Origin of the sequence: Hyphomonas sp., assembly GCF_036964145.1 — a bacterium.
In the GTDB taxonomy this organism is placed as follows: domain Bacteria; phylum Pseudomonadota; class Alphaproteobacteria; order Caulobacterales; family Hyphomonadaceae; genus Hyphomonas.
This window is the reverse complement of record NZ_JBALUC010000001.1, coordinates 929906-945809: the sequence shown is the minus strand read 5'-3', so window position 1 is coordinate 945809 and position 15904 is coordinate 929906. Positions and strand designations below refer to the sequence as shown.

The window sequence follows — 15904 nt, the reverse complement described above, 5'->3', positions numbered from 1 at the left end:
GTATATTGAACGGGTCGGCTCGGATTATCCGTCGCCTAGAGCTGAAGTTTTTTTACGGCTAGGGCGTGCACCCTTGATTTCACAGCGGAAATTTCTGTTTCAAGCACTTCGAACCCGTCCACATTCACAGACCGGCAAAGCCTGTCCTTCAGGCCTTCGGGAAGGTTTCCATCCGGCATTTCGCTGCCCAGTGCCAGCCTTTGCACCTGTTGCAGCGACTGGAGGAAGGTGACGCCCTCTTCCAGAAATGTCCGCTCGTCATCTGAAAGGGAAGAATGCGCGATGGCCTCGCGCGTATTGGACCGGATGGCGTCAGGCTTGCCGACCAGCAGCATGTCACGCTGGATGATGAATTCCGCATCGACCAGCCCGCCCTCGGCGGTCTTCATATCCCACAGGCCGGTTCCCGGCTTCTCGCGATAAAGTCTCTGGCGCATGTCGCGGACAGCTTGCGAGATCGTCTCGCCATCCTTCCCGGCCCGGGCGACAATGGCTTCGCACGCAATCTCCATGATCCGATAACAGAGCGCCTCGTCTCCCGTGACGGGCCGCAGGCGCGTCAGCGCCATATGCTCCCATGTCCAGGCGTCTTGATGCTGGTAGCGCTCGAAGGCCGGCACGCTGACCGCCACAGGGCCCGCGCCACCAGATGGCCGCAGGCGCATGTCGACTTCATAGAGGTCGCCTTCAGCCGTTGGCGCCGTCAGCGCCGTGATGAGCCGCTGCGTGAACCGTGTGTACCAGGTCTGCGCTACCATCGGGTCAGCGTCATAGATCACGATGATGTCGAGATCGGACCCGGCGGTCAGTTCCCGCCCGCCCAGCTTTCCCATTGCAAAGATCGCCCATGTACCGGGCCGCGGACCATAGCGGTCTTCGGTTTCCCGTTCGGCGGCGGCGGCCATTTCACGGATCGTCTCGTCCGCAAGATCAGACCAGTGCTCGCCTGCATCGCGCGCCTGGATCAGGCCGTGCAACAGGCGATGACCGATCAGGAAATTCTGTTCCCGGTGATAGCGTCGCCACGCGTCCAGCGCGCCATCGAAGCTGAGCGTCTCGTCAATGACCGGGCGCGGCGGTTCCTGCCGGCTGACAAGGGCTTCCAGCAGGTCGGGGCGGCGCGACAGAATCTGCGCAAGGCGCGGCGCCAATGCCAGCGTCGAGACAAGATCATCCAGCAAGGTCTGCTCGGCCAGCAGCATGGACAGGGTCTGCACGCCCGAAGACATGCCTTCAAAGAAGCGGGAGAACCAGCGGAAGGCTTCGTCCGGCTCGCCGGTCTTGCCCATCGCGGCTAGCATGCCCGGCAGCAGCGCTGTCAGCAATTCCCGCCCCCGGGCCGTCCGCGTCGCAGGCACGCGCCCGCGGTGCCAGGTCCGGATTGTCTCGATTGCCGCACTGGGATCGCTGAAGCCGAGCGAAGCGAGCGTTTCGATCGTGCCCGGATCATCATCCACGCCCGTAAAGACAAGATTGCCCAGCGGGCTCTCCTCCAGGGCGCGATCCTCATGCGCGAACAGGTCGTCATAATGGCCCTGCACACAGCGGCGCGTGGCCTGCAGGTCGCGGTCGAAGGCGGCAAGGTCCTCATAGCCGCACAGCATGGCGACATCCCGGCGGTCTTCCTCGTTCGCGGGCACGGTATGGGTCTGCTCATCGCGGCGCATCTGGACGCGGTGTTCAAGGTTCCTGAGCGCAAGATAGGCCGTTTCCAGTTCTTCCGCCGTGGAGCGCTCTACCACGCCTGCCCCGGTCAATGCCGCCAGCGCGCCGAGCGTGGAATTGTCCCGCAATTCTGGCTGGCGTCCGCCAAGGATCAGTTGCTGGGTCTGGGCGAAGAATTCGATTTCGCGAATACCGCCCGGCCCGAGCTTCACATCCGGTGACACGGTTTCGAGATCGGCGCTGCCCACCTTGCTGTTGATCATGCGCTTGATGGCCTGAATGTCCCCAAGAGCCCAATAGTCGAGGTTCCGGCGCCAGACGAAAGGCTGCAGGATTTTCAGAAAGCGATCTGCAGACGCATGATCTCCAGCGGTGGGGCGTGCCTTGATCCAGACCATGCGCTCCCAGTTCTGCCCGACGCTTTCATAATAGAGGTCCGCCATCTTGGTTGAGACGGCCAGTGGCGTTGAGGACGGGTCGGGCCTGAGGCGAAGATCGGTGCGGAAGACATAGCCGTCGCCGGTCGCCTCCTGCATCATCCGGACAAGGTCTCGTGCGATGCGCTGGGCGGTCTCTCCGGCGGAGAAATCCCCGTCCATGAACACACCCGGCTCATAGAAGACACAGATATCAATATCGCTGGAATAGTTCAGTTCATAGGCGCCCATCTTGCCGAGCGCGACCGCAAAGATGCCTGCCCCCTCCAGCTCGCGCCTGGCCAGCGACACACGCAGCGCCGCTTCGAGGCTCTCCTCGGCAAACTCGCTGAGTGCCCGCGTCACCCCCATCACCGGCAGCACGCCGGACAGGTCTTCGGCGGCGAGCGACAAATGCAGCTGGGCCTTGGCTTTGCGCATCACCGCCATGGCGTCGGCGTCTGGCAGGTCGGCGGGAATTTCCCGTACCGCCTGCAGCGCGTCGCGCCAATGACCGCGCACGCCAGTCTCGTGCAGACGCCTCAGATAGGGCGCCGCTGGTAAGGCCCGCACCAGCGCGGCTTCGGGCGTCTCGGCAATCGGCGCAATCGTCAGCATACGCGCATTACACCCTCGGCAGACGCAGCGTGGCCTTCAGGCCGGGCGTGTCAGGCGGGCCGCCCGCATCGCTCAGGAGAAGCTCGCCGCCATGCATGTCCGCCACCGAATCCACCAGGGCAAGGCCAAGGCCGGAGCCCGGATGCGTGCGCGCCGAATCCATGCGCTGGAAGCGTTGCACCACCCGCTCCCGGGCATCCTCCGGCACACCGGGCCCGGAATCCACCACGGTCATGTCAACCGTCCCGTTCGGTCCACGCGTGATCGAGAAGGTGATCGCGCCGCCTTCGGGCGTGTATTTCACCGCATTGTCGAGCAAATTGGAGAGCGCCTGCCCCACAAGGTCGCGGTCGGCCAGAATGGTGAGGTTTCGGGAAATCTGGCTCTTGAAGGACAGGCCCGCTTCCTCGCAGGCCGGATCGAACAGTTCGGCCAATTCCTCACCGAGTTCCGAGACGTCCATGCGCACGCGCTCGCCTTCGGCGCCGGCCTCCAGCCGGGCGAGGCGCAGGATCGCGTTGAACGTGCCCAGCACCCGGTCGACTTCCTCGACGGTCTCTTCCAGCGTCGCCTCCGCGCTTTCACGCGACATCGGCTCGGAGAGGGCAATCTCCAGCCGGTTGCGCAGGCGTGACAGGGGCGAGCGCAAATCGTGCGCAATCGCATTTCCGGTATGGCGCGTGGAATCTACCAGCTTCTCGATCTGGTCGAGCATGGCATTGAGCCGCGAGGCGAGCCGGTCGAATTCATCGCCCGATCCGCGCACGGGCGCGCGCCGTCCCAGTTCCCCGCCCATCACGGCTTCGGCGGTGCGGGCCAGCTCATCGGCGCGCCGGGCTGCGCCCCGCGAAATCAGGATGCCGCCGAGCAGCGACAGGACGAGGCCGATCGGCGCTGCAATGAAGATCGCGCGCTGGATACGGCCCACAATCGCGGTCTGCTGTTCGGTATCGAACGCGACCAGAAGTGCGCCGCCATTGTCGCGCAGACGCACGATGCGGCCCGCCGCCGGACGCAGGATTTCCGTGCCGTCCGGCTCTTGCTGGCGGAATTCGAAATAGACTGTCTGAACGTCGGCCGTGGGCGGCGTGGTGGGCATCCGTCCGAAATGGCCGGCAATCTTCCGGCCCGAGGAGTCTTCGAGATAATAGAAATAAGTCGAGCCGGTGCGCGTCATCCGCTCAAGAACGGACTGGCTCAGACGCTCCATCCCGCCTGTGAAATAGGCATTGCCCAGCTGCTCGAATTCGAGATCCAGCCGGCGCTCGCTTTCGGCGCGGATGTAATAGACCGTCGAATAATAGAGGTAGACCAGCAATGCAGCCGAAAACGCCGCAAACATGGCGCTGTAGATCAGCGCCAGTTTGAACGTTGTCGTCTTCAGGAAGGTCGGCAGGGCGAGTCTCATGCCGTGCTAGGTGCCAGCCGACTGCCCGGCCGTCTAGCCCTGCAGGCGATAGCCTGCCCCCCGCACTGTATGCAGCAGGGGCTCCTCGAATTCCTTGTCGATCTTGGCGCGCAGGCGGGAGATGTGGACATCGATCACATTGGTCTGGGGGTCGAAATTATAATCCCACACCTTCTCCAGCAACATGGTGCGCGTCACGACCTGTCCGGCATGGCGCATCAGGTATTCCAGCAGGCGGAATTCGCGCGGCTGCAGGTCGATCTTCTGGCCGGCCCGCGTCACCTTGCGGGTCAGCAGATTCATTTCCAGATCACCGGCCTTCAGCACCGTAACCTGCTGCTCCACCGGCAGGCGCCGGCCGAGGGCCTCGACCCGCGCAGCGAGTTCGGCCGGGGCAAACGGCTTGGCGAGATAATCATCCGCGCCAACCTTCAGCCCCTGCACCCGGTTCTGGACATCGCCCAGGGCCGAGAGGAACAGGGTCGGCGTCTTGCCGCCGGCTTCCCGGTATTCCTTGACCAGGGTCAGGCCATCCTTTTCAGGCAGCATCCGGTCCACCACGAGGGCGTCGAATTCCGACGCTCGTGCCATGGCGAGTCCCTTGTCGCCGTCGGTGGCCATGTCCACACGATGGCCCGCTTCCACCAGCACCTTCTCGATGAAGCTGGCCATTTCGATATCATCTTCAATTACGAGCACATGCATGGTGTCTTCCTGAACGGTATCCAGCATCGGAATCTCCTATTCGGCGTCCGACAGATCAATGGTGCGATAATTCGTGATCTGGCCAATACGGACCGCGACCAGAATTTTCGTGCGCTTGGCTTTTTTCGCGTCAGCAATCGCCTTGCGGAAAGACTCAACGGACGTGGCAGGCTTATTGTTCACTTCCAGGATGACCATGCCTTCCTGAATGCCGGCCTCTTCCATGACGCCATTCTTGGCGACGTTTGTCACGAGCAGGCCATTCTCGCCTGCGCGCAGGCCGAGACGGGTGCGCAACGCGTCATCCATCTTCTCGAAGGTCGCGCCCACTTCCGTCACTTCCTGGCCATTATCCGGCGCGTCGGAAGACGAGGAGGACACGGCCGGCTCGACAATCGCATTCGGATTGCTCGGGCGCTCGCCAACGGTGACATTCAAGGTCTGCTTCTTGCCGCCGCGAATGATCTCGAACTTGTTCTGCGTATTTGCGATCAGCTTGCCGACCAGACGTGTTGTCGAGGTGGCATCGGTAACCTTGTCACCATTCACCGACAGGATGATGTCGCCGCGCTCGAGGCCGCCCTTTTCAGCCGGGCTGCCATTGGTGACGTCGGCGATGATCGCGCCCTTGGCGTCCTTGATGCCCTGGGCTTCCGCCATGTCTTCTGTCAGGTCCTGGATCGCGACGCCCAGCCACCCGCGGGAGACCTTGCCGTCCTTGATCAGGGATTTGGTGACTTCATTGGCGAGCTCCGCTGGGATCGCAAAGCCGATCCCGACAGAACCGCCCGTCGGCGAAAAGATCGCCGTGTTCACACCGACCACATTGCCATTCAGGTCAAAGGTCGGACCGCCGGAATTGCCCCGGTTGATTGAGGCGTCGATCTGGAGGAAATCTGTATACGGGCTGTCCGGGCCGATCTCGCGGCCATCGGCCGACAGGATACCGGCGGTGGCGGTGCCGCCGAGGCCGAACGGGTTGCCCAGCGCCACAACCCAGTCACCCTTGCGCATGGTGTGGGAGTCGCCAAAGCTGACGAAGGGGTACTGGCCCGTTTCCTTGACCCGCAGGACGGCGAGATCGGTCTGCACATCCGTACCGACCAGTTCGGCGTCCAGCTCTCTGCCGTCTTTCAGGACCACCTGAATGGCGGTGGCGCCTTCAACGACGTGATTGTTGGTGACGATATACCCGTCTCTGGAGATGAAGAAGCCGGAGCCCAGCGAGCGGCCTTCGCGCGTTTCGGGCTCTTCTTCCTCTTCCTGACGGCGTTCTTCCATGAACTCATCAAGGCCCGGCATGCCGCGGAATTGCTCGAAGAATTGCTGCATGTCGGCCAAGCGACCAACTTCCCGTTCCGTGGTCACGTTGACACTGACGACCGCCGGCTCAACTTGCTCGATCAAATCGGCAAAACTGAGCGGCGCGCCCTGCGGGGCTTCGATCTGGATCGGCTGGGCACCCGCCTCGGGGCTGAAGACCTGTGGGGCGAGGGAGAAAGAGCCCACCATCGCCACGCCCACCAGCGCGGCTACCACGGCCTGTCTCGATATGCCGATTGTCTTCATTCCTGTCTCCAAGTCACTGAAAAAATTACCTGTATTGGGCATGTGGGCCAGCATAAGCCTGCCACAAGCATTGTGGTCATTAAAAGACAGTAAGGCGTTTTTCGCCGTCGGGTAAGGCAAACGCGCCCGTTTTTTCGCGGATTGACGCGCCTGCGGCGAGACATGCCGGCCGGACAGGGTAAATCTGAAGGTAACGCTACAGATACCTGATTTTCAAACAAGTTTACGCAACTTGGGTCAAAAGCCTCTTGTAAGCCTCGCCTTTTGCGATCATTCTGAAAGTGGAACAAGGCTCTGGGGCTAAAGCGAGGGTCAGGTCACCATTCCAACCGGCGTAAACATGCCGGCGACGGGATGGCTTGGCCTGCCTTTCAACATGCAGCGGTCCCATACCCCTTGCCGGCGTCGCACAGGCCCTGTTTTCAGGAACTGCGGCATTCGCCTCCGGAGGCAATGTGTCCCTGCCAGGACGTCATCTCCGGACCATTGCAATCGTCAAGCGCGTCCCCACCCAGCTGACGAGTGCTATGGAGCGGCGTCGGCATCTCTTCCCCGACAGTCTCGTTGCCCGGCAGTTTCAGGCAGGACCCTGAAAAGGCAGGCATTGATTTCTCGCTGCGCCGGTGGTCTTCAACGAAGTGCCCTTCGGTGGGGCAGAAGGAATAGCCATTGCATAATAAGCTGACATTCTGGCTGACCGGGCTCGGCGCCTGTCTCGTCGCCGCGAGCGGCCTGCTGTTCGCGCCGCCGGGCACGCTCATCCTGACGCTCTGCCTCGGCGGCCTGCTGCTCGCGCTCAGCGTTATTGATGCCCGCACGCTGACCCTGCCCGACCCGCTCACGGCGTCCACCGCCCTGCTCGGCATCCTGATGGTCTGGCTGGTCCGGCCGGAGGCCTGGCGCGCGCACATGATTGGCGGCCTGGTCGGATATGGCGTGCTGGTGGCCGTCGAGATCGGCTATCGCCATTTGCGCGGCCGCGACGGGCTGGGGCGCGGGGATGCGAAACTGCTCGGCGCGCTCGGCATCTGGACCGGCTGGGCGGGGCTTGCGCCAATCATGCTCGTTGCGTCCATGTCGGCCCTGCTCGGCGTGCTGGGCCTGACCCTTCTGCGCCAGCGCAAGACAGGTGCCGACACCCCGATCCCGTTCGGGCCGTTCATTGCCTTCGGAGGGTGGGTTGTCTGGCTGGGCGGACGATTTTTCCTGCCGACCGGCCTCTACTAAGCCTGCCCTAGACCTCTTCAGGCGCCACCGGCTCGGCGGGGGCCTTGCGCGCGCGGGCAATCCGGATGCCGATGAGCGCGCCCACCAGCAGCAACAGGAATGGCCCGCCCCAGAGCAGCCACCCGGCCACACCGTCCGTTTTCGGACGAAACAGGACGAATTCGCCATACCGGTCCTCGAACCAGCCTCGCACCTCTTCATCGCTCGCGCCGTCCTCGATCATCACGCGCACCCGCGCGCGCATGTCTTCGGCAATCGGCGCGGCGGACTGGGAAATCGGCTCATTCTCACAGGCAACACAACGCAACTCGCGCATCAGGGATTGCGCGCGGGCCTCCTGTTGCGGGTCCTCCAGCGCGACATCTTCGGCCGCCGCGAACCCGGCAAGAACCAGACTGAGCAGGATTACTACGAGCTGTTTCATGCTTTTCGCCTTGGCCACAGGCTGAAGGCGCCGCCGAGCGCCATCAGGATCACCCCGAAATATACCATGTCGATCAGCGGATTATAGTAGACGCGGAACACCCAGCGCGGCTCGCCATCGACCATGCGCTGCTCGCCAAGCGCAGCATAGAGATCGCCCGTGCCGGTCTTGTGGATGGCGGTTTCGGTTGTCGGCATCTGCGCCGCCGGATAATAGCGTTTTGTCGGGGCCAGCACCGCTTTTGCGCCCCCGCGTGTGGCCGTCAGCTGCGCCCGGTCAGCATACCAGTTCGGGCCTTCGATCGCGCGCACCTGGTCCAGCGTCAGGGTCCAGCCCGCCACCGTGCCCGATCCGCCTTCCGCCAGCGCCACCGTGGTTTCATAGCGGCCGGTTGTTTCGACCACTGCGCCGATCACGAACAGGCCGAGGCCCATATGTGCCAGTGTCATGCCCCAGACACGCGGCGGCAGGCGGAAGATACGTCCCGGAGTGATCGCCCGGCGCTTTACTTCCCAGAGCGCGCCAAAGACAAGCCAGATGCCCAGCGCCAGGCCGAGCGCCGCGCCGATGGAAATGTCCCAGAGACCCACGCCGAGGGCGAGGAACACCAGCGCCAGCGCTGCGCCGCCGATGGCCCATTTCGACCAGGCCTTCAGGTCCGCCTTGCCCCAGGCCCAGGCCTGGACCACGGGCAGGATGACCAGCAGGAGCGCCAGCATCGGCGTGAAGGTCAGATTGAAATAGGGCTCGCCGACAGAGATCGTCCGTCCGGCCGCTTCCGCCATCAGCGGGAACAGCGTGCCAAGCAATACGGTCAGCGCCGCGACGATCAGCACGATATTGTTCGCCATCAGCGCGCCTTCCCGGCTGAGCAGTACCCAGGGTTTGCCGCCGGCCAGTTTCGGCGCGCGGAGCGCAAACAGGCCGAGCGCAAACCCGCCATAGGTGAGCAGGCCGAGCAACAGGAGCGTGCCCCGTTCCGGGTCCACCGCGAAAGCGTGCACTGATGTCAGGATGCCGGAGCGCACGAGAAAGGCGCCCATGATCGAGAACAGGAAGGCCAGCACGGCCAGCAGCGCTGACCAGGCCCCGAAGCCTTCGCGCTTTTCCGTCACCACGACCGAGTGCAACAAGGCCGCCCCGATCAGCCACGGCATCAGCGAGGCGTTTTCCACCGGGTCCCAGAACCACCAGCCGCCCCAGCCAAGCTCGTAATAGGCCCAGTAGGAGCCGAGCGCGATGCCGAGCGAGAGCGGGATAAAGGCCGCAAGCGACCAGCGCCGCGCCTCTTTGGCCCAGACAGAGTCGACCCGCGCCTCCATCATGCCGGCGGCTGCCAGCGCGAAAACGAAGGAATAGCCGACATAGCCGAGATAGAGCATGGGCGGATGAAAGCTCAGCGCCGGGTCCTGCAAGAGCGGGTTCAGCCCCGCGCCCTGGAACGGGGCCGGGTCCAGCCGCAGAAAGGGAGAAGACGCAAACAGGAGGTAAGCCAGCGCGCCCACCGCCAGCAGGCCCTGAATGCCCAGCGCGCGCGCCTCGAACAGGTCGCGCCCCGTGCGCATCCACAGCGCCCCTGCGGCGCCAAAGCCCAGGGTCACGAGACACCAGAGCGCCATCGAGCCTTCATGGTTTCCCCACGCGCCCGCGACCTTGTAGAGCATCGGCTTCAGCGTGTGGGAATTGTTCGCCACCAGCGCGACCGAAAAATCCGACCGGGCAAATGCGACGACCAGCGTCAGGAAAGACAGCGTCATCACGGCGAAACCGGCATAGGCCGCAAGGCCCGCAAGCCGCCGCTGGCCGGTCAGTCCGAACAGGCCCTGCGCCAGCGCTGCCGCCAGCGCAAGAAAGGCCGCGAAATGGCCGAGTTCGATCATCCGGCGACGTCCAGCGGCTTCAGTTCCCGCGGCTGGTAATTCTCGTCATGCTTGGCGAGAATCTGCCGCGCGGTGAACGCGCCCTCCGGCCCGAACTGGCCGGTCGCCACAACGCCCTGTCCTTCGCGGAACAGGTCCGGCGCGATGCCGGTATAGCTGACGCGGATCGTGTGCGGGCTGTTGTCGATGACGGTAAAGATCATGGTCGCGCCGTCTTCGGAATAAGCCAGTGATCCCGGCTCGACCCAGCCGCCGACCTTCACGACCTTGCCGTCTTCCGGCTGGCCTTTTTCGGCGAGGATTTCCGGCGTGTAGAACAGATTGGCATTCTCGCGCAGCGCAAAGAATGCCAGCACCGCCGCCGCGAGGAGCAGCAGCGCCGCAATGCCGAATGTGTAGAGCCGTCGTGTCCGTGCGCGCATGGCCAGACTTATAGGGGGACTTGCACCGAAAAGGGAGTGCGGCAGATGCAGCCGGGCTATTCCGCCTCGGGCACGGCGGCTTCCGGCTGGCTGAGCGCCTCGATCATCGGGGCAAACCGTGCGCGTCGCGGGTCATCCTCCGGCAGGCGGGAATAGATATAGCGCATGGCCTGTTCGGCTTTTTCCTGGTCGCCAGCCTGCGCTGCGCCCATCGCGGCCCACATGCCTGCCCGCACTTCTGTCTCGTCGAGTTCATAGGCCTTGGCGAACAGCCGCGTCGCCTCGGGCGAGACCGCGCCATTGTTCAGCTCGACCAGGGAATCCGCCAGCGCCAGCAAGGCTGGAATGAATTCATTGTCCCGGCGCAGGGCCGACTGATAGGCCCGCGCGGCATCGGCTGTGCGCCCCTGTGAGTGCAGGATTTCCCCGATGAAATAATGCGGCTGCGGGTCGTCCGGGCGTTCCTTCACCGTTGCTTCAAGGCGTGACAGGGTTTCGGCCGGGGTCAGCGATTGCGGATTGGTGCGAACCTTTTCCATCAGGCCCGCCTGCCGGTCTGCCATGGGCTGGTCGTCCATGCCCGGCTTGCCGACCAGCAGATAGCCGCCCACCGCCACAGCGAGACAGAGCGCGAGAATAATGCCGTTCCGCAATGTCATGATTTGGGGAACCTCAGCCGCGCCTGCAGGCCGCCCATGCTGGAATCCCCCAGATCCAGGCTGCCCCGGTGCAATTCTGCCAGTTCCTTGACGATGGAGAGGCCAAGCCCGGTGCCGGGAATGGTCTCATCCAGCCGCACGCCGCGCTTCAGGGCGCCTGCGCGCTCTTCCGGCGTCAGGCCCTTGCCGTCATCCTCGACCTCGATGGTCAGGCCCTCGGCATCATCATGGATGTGCACCAGCACTTCGTTGCCAGCCCATTTGCAGGCGTTCTCCATCAGATTGCCGACCATTTCCTCGAGATCCTGTTTCTCCCCCCGGAACACGGCCCCGGCCCCGCCGTCAACGGACACGTTGACGCCCCTTGCATCATACAGCCGGTTCAGCATGCGGGCGATCCCGTCGAGGACCGGGCGCAATTCGGTGCGGGCCCCCAGCGTCTGGGCCCGGGCCACCATCTGCGCCCGCTTCAGGTAATGCTCGACATTGGTCTGCATGCTTTCCGACTGGCGGCGCACCACATCGTCCAGCAATGTGTCGCCGGTCGCCTCATTGCGGAGCACGGCGAGCGGTGTTTTCAGGGCATGGGCAAGGTTACCGACATGCGTCCGCGCCCGTTCGACGACTTGCCGGTTATGATCGAGCAGCTTGTTGAGTTCGTCCGCCAGCGGGCGCACTTCGGCCGGATAGTCTTCCGACAATTTCTGGCGCGTGCCTTCGCGGACTTCGGCAATGTCATCCCCAATCCGCCGCAGGGGACGGAGCGAAAACGAGATGCCGGCCACCATCGCCGCAAACACGCCGCCGAACAGGGCAATCATGGTTCCCAGCAGCAGGTGGCGAAAGCGCGTCGCCGCCGCATCATTTGCCGCCCGGTCCGCAGCCGCCACGAGCACCAGGGGCGTGTCGCGATTGGCGATCAGGATGGCGCGGGAGGCCACGCGCACCCGCTGGCCAGCCGGGCCGACAAAGTGGAAATCCCCGAACTGGGTTTCGCCTCGCTGCTCCAGCGTGCGCTCCAATTGCTTCTCGTCCAGGGGAACCGGCTCGTCCCACAGGCTGCGGGAGCGAATGTCTCCACTGATCTCGCCGTCGGAACTGACACCGACAATCGCCCAGTAACGACCGGAATATTGCGTGCGGTAGCGCACATCTCCCATGAAGAATTCGCGCTGCTCCCCCGATACGCGGCCATCTTCGAGAAAGGCCTCTTCCCGCGTCATCTCACGCGTCAGCCCGACAAGCATCTGCTCCAGATCTTCTTCCAGCAGGTTGAGGGTCTGGGCGCGATAGACCGCCGACAACGCCAGCGCGCCGCCGACCAGCACGACCAGCCCCCAGACAGCGGCAGCCAGCATGATGCGCCGCGCCAGGGACAGACGTGTCCACCGATCAAGCAGGCTTGGACGTGAGGGGGCGCTGTCGCTCATGGTCCGGGCTCCGGCGCGGTGCAGGCCTTATCCGACGACGCGGGTTTCGGCATCCGGCACGACAAGGCGGTAGCCAAGGCCCCGCTCGGTCTGGATACGGTCCTGGCCGATCTTGCGGCGCAGGCGGCCGATGAAGACTTCGATCGTGTTCGAGTCGCGGTCGAAATCCTGATCATAGATATGCTCGACCAGTTCCGTGCGCGGCACGACGCGGCCCATATGATGCATCAGATAGGACAGGACACGATATTCATGTGCGGTCAGTTTCACCGGCTCGCCGTTCACGCTGGCGCGCGCGGCGCGGGTGTCGACCACCAGCTTGCCGGCTTCCAGCGTCGCGGCGGAGTGGCCAGCGGCGCGGCGCAGCAGCGCGCGCAGGCGGGCCAGCAATTCTTCGGTGATGAAGGGCTTGGTGAGGTAATCATCGGCGCCGGCATCAAAGCCCGCCACCTTCTCGCTCCACGAATCGCGGGCGGTCAGGATCAGGACCGGAAAGGATTTGCCGTCCGCGCGCCATTTCTTCAGGACGCTGACCCCATCCATCTTGGGCAAGCCGAGATCCAGGATCACCGCATCATAGGGTTCGGTATCACCCAGGAAATGGCCATCCTCGCCATCGGCAGCCAGGTCGACCGCATAGCCCGATTGGGAGAGCACGTCGGCCAGCTGGCGGCGCAGGTCTGAATCATCTTCAACTACCAGGATACGCATGGATGCGTCCCTCCGATCTAAAAAAACAATGTCGGGTCAAGCACCCTGCCGGTCAAGGACCGCGCCGGTCCGGGCATCCACCGTGAAGCGCATCTTGCGGCCATCGCCGGTGATCCAGTCGATCTTGTATTGCGGCTTTCCGCCATTGTCGTACAGGTCCGCGCCGAGTTGGTAGCCGCCATATTGCCGCTTCAGAGTCTGGAAAATCTGGCTGAGCGGCACCGTCTTGCCCTCGCGCACCGAATCGCGCGCCTGGCCTGGCGACCACTGGTTACGCCAGTCCTGGGCGAGCGCTGGTGGCGTCACCACAAGGCCCAGGGCCAGAAGAAGGGCAGAAATCCGTTTCATCACATCGCTGTATAGGCATCAGGCTCTGAATACCAAGTGAACACTTCCCCTCAGGTGTATTCAGGCGGTCATGGTCGCTCTGCGGGCAGGCCAGTCATGCCCGGTTCCGCCGTGCGCGGCGTATCTGTGCGGCCGCTTCGACGTTCGGGTCCGAGGCGATCACGAGGCCACGCATGACCCCCTTCATTACAGCGGACGTGCGGTCAAACACGTCCAGCTTGGCAAAGATTCGTTTCACATAGGTGCCCACGGTCTCCTGGCTGAGGTCCAGCATTTCCGCGATACCGGCATTGCTGCGGCCTTGTGCCATCCAGTGCAGCACATCGAGCTCGCGGCTGGAGAGGTTCATTTCGTATTGCAACTCCGCCGAGATCAACTGGCAGTAGCGCACATAGGAGATCTCTGCGGCGATCTGGAACACGGAGAGGTCAACCTCGCCCAGATCCTCTTCCCCGGATTCCGAACTGGCCCCGAAAAATCCGACCCGCGCCGCCGATCCATAGGTCGCGACACAGATGCCCTTGGCCATGCCCCAGCCGGCCATGTCTTCAAGGTATTGGGTCTCTTCCTGATTGAGCACGACATCCCCTGGCAGGCGGTGCCAGTGAAACGCCGTGCCGATCCGCACGGAAATATCCGGCAGCGGGTCATCCATGTGGCGGGTCTCGCGATAGGCGGTTTCCCAGCCCATGGGGAAACCCGCATTGGTCACTGACCGGCCGACTGAGCGGTCATGCCCGACAGGCGACAGGCAAAACACACGCGGCATGCCCATCTCGCCAAAAGCCGAAATCGTCGCCTGACGCAGATCGAGCAGGGACCGCGCCTCCATGATGGCCTTCAATTTGTCGAGCATGTCTGCGCCTCTTCCCCACGGAATCATGATGTGGCCCCTTCGCGCCGGTTTCAAGCGGAATTCTGGCCAGGTCAGCTTCCTGTGGGGCGTTTCCCTCGCGTCTCATCCGCCACCCGTTCGGAAATCGGATCGGAAAGCAGTCCAGATGGTGCTCCAAACCTTTCCTGATCGCCGGGGTCCGGTCGAATACTAACCGCCCAGCAACAGCAATGTGGTCGCATCCGAGGAAATGCCCGCCTGCAGCGCATAGAGATGATCCAGCAGGTTCAGCGTCTCTTTCGCATCATGGCAGCGATCATCGACATAGAACCAATAGTCCCGGTACTCGACCGCAATCGACGCGGTTTCGGGGCGCTCCTCGGCCGACTGCACGGCGAACAGGCCGCCATTCACATCCTGCCATCCGCCCGGCGCGCGGCAGGGATCGGCGGATGCCTCCACCGCCCTTTGTGACGCGCGGGCGATGTCCTTGTGGGCGTCCGGAACGTGGACGGACTGGGAGAGCGCCGACATCACGCCAAGCAGGGAACGGCCGCGGGCCGCATAGTCGCCCAGCGAATTGCCCCGCGTTGAAATCTCGGTGATGTAGCGGTCGCCCGAAATCACGCTGACATCGGACACCCAGTAGCGGCGGAAGAAGTCAGCCAATTGCTGGCCGAGTTCGGTCGTGCGCTGCCATTTCAGGATGACTCGCGGCTTGCCGTCCCCGTTTTCCTCGGTCTCGTCGGGATCAATCACCTGCACCAGCAATTGCCCGCGCTCCTGCAGCGACCGCATCAGGGCGGCCAGCTCCCGAAAGTGTGCATTGTCCGGCATCATGGGCGGCGTCGGCCCGGCGGCGGCGCGAGCATTCTCCAGATCCCCGATCCGGGACACACAGCACAGCATCAGCCTTTCCACGCTCCAGCCCGACTGGCTCATCAGGAAGATGGTTGCCGGCGGCAGCGGCTGGAGGATCTGCTGGGCATAGTCCGACCCGCGCAGCGCCGAATAGGCGATGGAAGGCTGGCTGCTCATATTGGTGCCGAAATTGCCGTTCAGCACCTGGTCGAGATCCTGCCCGCTGAGCGCAAAGGCGGAAGCGAGCGCGCCATTCACCATCGTGTTCTCGGTCGTCGTGATCCGCTCGGCGTCCACGAAGGTCACAGGGTCGTTGTAACGCAAGCGGACAATGTTCAGCAGCAATTGCTCCTGGCGGGCATCGGAAATGGCCGAGGAATAGGCCAGCGTATCGGATTCGATCGGCGAAACCGGCCGGGCCGGATGCACACATCCCGCCAGAAAGGCCATGCCGCAAAGCGCGAGTCTCATGTTTTGAAGGCGCCATGTGCGCGTTTGCGTTGCCGTCATCATTGCCCCTGCCATAGATTTCTCACCAACATCTGCCCCATCGCATCGCGGCTCGGCCCGACCAGCTTGGACTGTAGTATATTCTACACAATGACGGTTTCCGGGTGATTACCTTTCCCTGAAAAAGGAACTGCTTTCCCCCAGAGTTGTGCCGTTTCTGCGCAGTTGGGTTCGTTTTTTGGTAACGCAATCAGAAGCATGACTTCCTGAAAAATG

General features: G+C 63.3%; 14 protein-coding genes. 1 reads left to right on the top strand and 13 read right to left on the bottom strand.

Annotation, left to right across the window (positions count from 1 at the left end; all coding sequences use genetic code 11):
• Window positions 1-35: 35 nt before the first annotated feature.
• Genes V7660_RS04655 through V7660_RS04640 form a run of 4 tightly spaced genes read right to left on the bottom strand, consistent with a single transcriptional unit; the run spans window position 36 to window position 6381 of the window.
• Window positions 36-2699 carry a bifunctional [glutamine synthetase] adenylyltransferase/[glutamine synthetase]-adenylyl-L-tyrosine phosphorylase gene (locus V7660_RS04655; RefSeq protein WP_335601957.1) on the bottom strand — a complete coding sequence of 888 codons (2664 nt, stop codon included), beginning with the start codon at window positions 2697-2699 and terminating at the stop codon, window positions 36-38.
• Between the two features lie 7 nt (window positions 2700-2706).
• Window positions 2707-4107, bottom strand: a complete 1401-nt coding sequence (locus V7660_RS04650) for a sensor histidine kinase (RefSeq protein ID WP_335601956.1) — start codon at window positions 4105-4107, stop codon at window positions 2707-2709.
• A gap of 33 nt (window positions 4108-4140) precedes the next feature.
• On the bottom strand, window positions 4141-4812 hold the full coding sequence (locus V7660_RS04645) for a response regulator transcription factor (RefSeq protein ID WP_348212460.1): 672 nt from the start codon (window positions 4810-4812) through the stop codon (window positions 4141-4143).
• Between the two features lie 36 nt (window positions 4813-4848).
• Entirely contained in the window at window positions 4849-6381 is a 1533-nt protein-coding gene (locus tag V7660_RS04640) for a Do family serine endopeptidase (protein WP_335601954.1), read from the bottom strand.
• 669 nt (window positions 6382-7050) lie between these two features.
• Here V7660_RS04640 and V7660_RS04635 point away from each other — a divergent pair.
• Window positions 7051-7608, top strand: a complete 558-nt coding sequence (locus V7660_RS04635; protein ID WP_335601953.1) for a prepilin peptidase — start codon at window positions 7051-7053, stop codon at window positions 7606-7608.
• A 7-nt stretch (window positions 7609-7615) separates the two neighbouring features.
• Here V7660_RS04635 and V7660_RS04630 read toward each other — a convergent pair whose 3' ends face one another.
• The 9 genes from V7660_RS04630 to V7660_RS04590 form a co-directional block, all read right to left on the bottom strand.
• A complete protein-coding gene (locus tag V7660_RS04630; protein WP_335601952.1) occupies window positions 7616-8032 on the bottom strand; it encodes a cytochrome c-type biogenesis protein in 417 nt (138 codons plus the stop codon).
• Entirely contained in the window at window positions 8029-9912 is a 1884-nt protein-coding gene (locus V7660_RS04625) for a heme lyase CcmF/NrfE family subunit (RefSeq protein WP_335601951.1), read from the bottom strand. The genes V7660_RS04630 and V7660_RS04625 overlap by 4 nt, the downstream gene beginning before the upstream one ends.
• Complete coding sequence (locus tag V7660_RS04620) at window positions 9909-10334, bottom strand: cytochrome c maturation protein CcmE (RefSeq protein ID WP_034811208.1); 426 nt, start codon at window positions 10332-10334, stop codon at window positions 9909-9911. The genes V7660_RS04625 and V7660_RS04620 overlap by 4 nt, the downstream gene beginning before the upstream one ends.
• 56 nt (window positions 10335-10390) lie before the next feature.
• The gene (locus V7660_RS04615; RefSeq protein WP_335601950.1) at window positions 10391-10993 is read right to left on the bottom strand and encodes a tetratricopeptide repeat protein; all 603 of its coding nucleotides are present in this window, start codon (window positions 10991-10993) and stop codon (window positions 10391-10393) included.
• Window positions 10990-12423, bottom strand: coding sequence for an ATP-binding protein (locus V7660_RS04610; protein ID WP_335601949.1), 1434 nt, complete (start codon window positions 12421-12423; stop codon window positions 10990-10992). The genes V7660_RS04615 and V7660_RS04610 overlap by 4 nt, the downstream gene beginning before the upstream one ends.
• 27 nt (window positions 12424-12450) lie before the next feature.
• Entirely contained in the window at window positions 12451-13134 is a 684-nt protein-coding gene (locus V7660_RS04605; RefSeq protein ID WP_206991011.1) for a response regulator transcription factor, read from the bottom strand.
• Window positions 13135-13170: 36 nt separating this feature from the next.
• Window positions 13171-13482, bottom strand: coding sequence for a PepSY domain-containing protein (locus V7660_RS04600; RefSeq protein ID WP_335601948.1), 312 nt, complete (start codon window positions 13480-13482; stop codon window positions 13171-13173).
• A gap of 94 nt (window positions 13483-13576) precedes the next feature.
• Complete coding sequence (locus V7660_RS04595) at window positions 13577-14338, bottom strand: helix-turn-helix transcriptional regulator (protein WP_335601947.1); 762 nt, start codon at window positions 14336-14338, stop codon at window positions 13577-13579.
• A 189-nt stretch (window positions 14339-14527) separates the two neighbouring features.
• A complete protein-coding gene (locus V7660_RS04590) occupies window positions 14528-15649 on the bottom strand; it encodes a hypothetical protein (protein WP_335601946.1) in 1122 nt (373 codons plus the stop codon).
• Window positions 15650-15904 lie beyond the last annotated feature (255 nt).

What these genes read in the sequence shown, in the direction of transcription:
- V7660_RS04655 (WP_335601957.1), bottom strand. Translation starts at nt 2,699, where the DNA reads ATGCTGACGATTGCGCCGATTGCCGAGACGCCCGAAGCCGCGCTGGTG.
- V7660_RS04650 (WP_335601956.1), bottom strand. Translation starts at nt 4,107, where the DNA reads ATGAGACTCGCCCTGCCGACCTTCCTGAAGACGACAACGTTCAAACTG.
- V7660_RS04645 (WP_348212460.1), bottom strand. Translation starts at nt 4,812, where the DNA reads ATGCATGTGCTCGTAATTGAAGATGATATCGAAATGGCCAGCTTCATC.
- V7660_RS04640 (WP_335601954.1), bottom strand. Translation starts at nt 6,381, where the DNA reads ATGAAGACAATCGGCATATCGAGACAGGCCGTGGTAGCCGCGCTGGTG.
- V7660_RS04630 (WP_335601952.1), bottom strand. Translation starts at nt 8,032, where the DNA reads ATGAAACAGCTCGTAGTAATCCTGCTCAGTCTGGTTCTTGCCGGGTTC.
- V7660_RS04625 (WP_335601951.1), bottom strand. Translation starts at nt 9,912, where the DNA reads ATGATCGAACTCGGCCATTTCGCGGCCTTTCTTGCGCTGGCGGCAGCG.
- V7660_RS04620 (WP_034811208.1), bottom strand. Translation starts at nt 10,334, where the DNA reads ATGCGCGCACGGACACGACGGCTCTACACATTCGGCATTGCGGCGCTG.
- V7660_RS04615 (WP_335601950.1), bottom strand. Translation starts at nt 10,993, where the DNA reads ATGACATTGCGGAACGGCATTATTCTCGCGCTCTGTCTCGCTGTGGCG.
- V7660_RS04610 (WP_335601949.1), bottom strand. Translation starts at nt 12,423, where the DNA reads ATGAGCGACAGCGCCCCCTCACGTCCAAGCCTGCTTGATCGGTGGACA.
- V7660_RS04605 (WP_206991011.1), bottom strand. Translation starts at nt 13,134, where the DNA reads ATGCGTATCCTGGTAGTTGAAGATGATTCAGACCTGCGCCGCCAGCTG.
- V7660_RS04600 (WP_335601948.1), bottom strand. Translation starts at nt 13,482, where the DNA reads ATGAAACGGATTTCTGCCCTTCTTCTGGCCCTGGGCCTTGTGGTGACG.
- V7660_RS04595 (WP_335601947.1), bottom strand. Translation starts at nt 14,338, where the DNA reads ATGCTCGACAAATTGAAGGCCATCATGGAGGCGCGGTCCCTGCTCGAT.
- V7660_RS04590 (WP_335601946.1), bottom strand. Translation starts at nt 15,649, where the DNA reads ATGAGACTCGCGCTTTGCGGCATGGCCTTTCTGGCGGGATGTGTGCAT.